Source organism: Microbacterium sp., assembly GCF_039812165.1.
In the GTDB taxonomy this organism is placed as follows: domain Bacteria; phylum Actinomycetota; class Actinomycetes; order Actinomycetales; family Microbacteriaceae; genus Microbacterium.
This window is the reverse complement of sequence record NZ_JBDIAB010000311.1, coordinates 1-2,514: the sequence shown is the minus strand read 5'-3', so window position 1 is coordinate 2,514 and position 2,514 is coordinate 1. Positions and strand designations below refer to the sequence as shown.

Here is a 2,514-nt window from a genome sequence, read left to right as displayed (position 1 = left end):
CGGCGCGGCCGGGGGCTGCGGGACGACTGGCGGGTCGGACGGCGTCGCCGGCGCGCTCGGCTCCGTGCTCGGCGCCTCCGGCTCCGGCGCGGGCTCGACCGGTGCCTCGGTCGGGCTCGGTGAGGCCTCCGGCTGGACGGTCTCCGTCGGCGTCGGGGACGGCTCCACCACCGCGGCGTACGCCCCGCCCGCCCCGCCCAGCACGAGCGTCGCGACCAGCGCCGCGGCGAGAGTGGGGCGCAGGCCTCGTGACCGTGGCGATCGGCGGGTTCGGAGCTGTGGGAGTCGCATGTCTGGTCCAGTCGGGAGTTCGGGTCGGGTGCGAAGGTTCGGGGTGCCCGGAGGCGGTGCGGCCCACCGCCTCCGGGTCTTGCGTCAGCTCGTGACGTTGAAGGTGCTCGAGAGCACGGTGCGCGGCTGGTCTCCGCCGCCGGGGTGCAGCGAACCGCTCAGGAACCGCAGCGAGTGGCTGCCGGTCGGGAAGGCGGGCGAGGAGCCGTGCGTTCCCGAGGTCGCGCCGGACGGCAGCGTGATCGTGGTGCTGAAGTTGCCGTCCACGTCGGCGTCGACGATCGCCCAGATCGTCGCGTTGCCGTTGAGGATGCCGCTCACGCGCGAGTAGGCGCCCTCGTCGATCTTGATCGCGATGCGCGATCCCGACGCGAGCGTGGGGTGGGACCACCCGCTGCCGCTGATCGAGAACGAGTTGCCCCTCGTCCCCGTCGCGGCGACGGTGACCGTCGCGGCCGGTGCGGCCTGCACCGAGATGTTCACGGTCTTGCTCGCCGCAGGCGACCCGTTGTCGGTGAACACGAGCGTGTGGGCGCCGGTCGACGTGCCGGCCGGGATCTTGACTCTCGTCGTTCCGGTCAGGTTGCCGCTTCCATCGGTGGTGCGCGTGCCGATGCCCTCGGTGAGCGTCGTCGTGCCGTCGAGCTTGATCGTCACGGTCTTGTTCGCGTTGAACCCGGTCGCGACGAAGGTCCACAGACCGCCCTTCTGCACGGTGTAGTCGGACGTCGGATTGGTGACGTCGGCCGCCGCGAAGGCCGGCACCGCTCCGCCCAGCGTGATCCCCGCGGCCGCGATGGTCGCGACGATCAGCGCGGTGGCGCGCGCTCGGAACGAACGGTGAGCCCGAGGCTCGGCCGTTGCAGTACTGTTCATTGGTTACTCTCCGTTACCTTGAGTGACCCCCGGAGCACTCCGGGGCGTGGACTCCCCTCGGCCGCTACCGAGGGGAGTTCTCATTCGGTGTTCGGGTGTCATCCGAGTGCCTTCTCGACGTCGTCGACGAGTCTGTTCATGAGGATCGGGCCGCCGGTCGAGGTCCAGGCCGAGCCGTCGACGAGGATGATGCGGCCGTTCTTGAACGCCGAGAGCTCGGTGAAGCCGGGCACCTTCTCGGCCTCGGCGAGTGCGAGCCCGGCGCCCTCGAGGTCGGTGGTGCCCCCGGCGTTCGGGTTCGAGACGCTCGAGCCGCCGAGCGTGCCGAAGAAGATCCAGTCGGCGTCGATGTCCTGCAGGTTCTCCAGCGAGACCGGCTCGGAGTGGCCGCGCCCGTTGACGTCCTGGTTGGCGGGGCGCTGGAGCCCCAGGTCGGTCAGGGCGCGCCCCGGCAGCAGCTCCTTCAGGATCAGCGCCGCGGAGTTGCCCTGCCAGCGCACGATCGAGAACGTGTCGTCGCCGTAGTCCGCGAGCGAGGCCTTGACCTCGTCGACGTGCGCGTCGTAGTCGGCGATCACCCGCTCGCCCTCGTCGGCCAGGTTCAGCGCGTCCGCGACGAGCCGGAAGTTGTCGCGCCAGTCTCCCCCGGCGTAGCCCGTGTAGACGACCGGGGCGATCTTGCGGAGCGCCTCGACCACGGGCGGGTTGTTGTTGATGCTCGTGCCGTCGACCAGGATCAGGTCGGGCTTCGCGGCGCCGATCGCCTCGAAGTTCGGCTGCGCGACGCCGCCGAGGATCGGCAGGTCGGATGCCCGGTCGGCGAGGTAGTTCGGCACCGTCTGCTGGCCGCGTCCGGTGACGGTGCCGATCGGCTGCACGCCGAGGGCGAGCACGCCGTCGAGCGTCGGCTCCGACAGCGTGACGACGCGCTCGGGCTGTGCGGGGACCTCGACCTCGGTGCCCTCGACGTCGACGACCACGCGCGTCTCGCCGGCGGTCGACCCGGTCTCTCCGGCGGGCGCGGGTGTGCACGCCGCCGCGCCGAACGCGGCCGCCGCGATCAGGACGATCGCAGCCAGACGGGCACGAGAGGTCATCGGCATCTTTCGGTCGGGAGGGTTTCGGGCGGAGGGCAACACACCTGATGTGATTTAGGGTAGGCATACCTTGAGAGAATGGCAAGTGCGGGGTGTGTTCCGGTCATGTCTGCGCGCGGAATCGTGCCCTAACGAAGGCTGGACCGCACGTCAACCCCCTATTGAGGGGGTCGCAGCACGATGGAGCCTTTGATGGGACACGATTGCGCGCGAGACCGGCCCCGTCCGGTTGCGCACGGATCGGACACAT

Annotated in this window: 2 protein-coding genes; both read right to left on the bottom strand. The window is 70.5% G+C overall.

All coding sequences use genetic code 11. The features are described from left to right. Nucleotides 1–375: 375 nt before the first annotated feature. Nucleotides 376–1,167 carry a hypothetical protein gene (locus WML84_RS14780; RefSeq protein WP_347346895.1) on the bottom strand — a complete coding sequence of 264 codons (792 nt, stop codon included), beginning with the start codon at nt 1,165–1,167 and terminating at the stop codon, nt 376–378. A 98-nt stretch (nt 1,168–1,265) separates the two neighbouring features. Beyond that, entirely contained in the window at nt 1,266–2,264 is a 999-nt protein-coding gene (locus WML84_RS14775) for an iron-siderophore ABC transporter substrate-binding protein (protein WP_347346894.1), read from the bottom strand. Nucleotides 2,265–2,514: the final 250 nt, after the last annotated feature.

Coding starts and splice junctions, on each gene's coding strand:
- WML84_RS14780 (WP_347346895.1), bottom strand. CDS start 1,167: ATGAACAGTACTGCAACGGCCGAGCCTCGGGCTCACCGTTCGTTCCGA.
- WML84_RS14775 (WP_347346894.1), bottom strand. CDS start 2,264: ATGACCTCTCGTGCCCGTCTGGCTGCGATCGTCCTGATCGCGGCGGCC.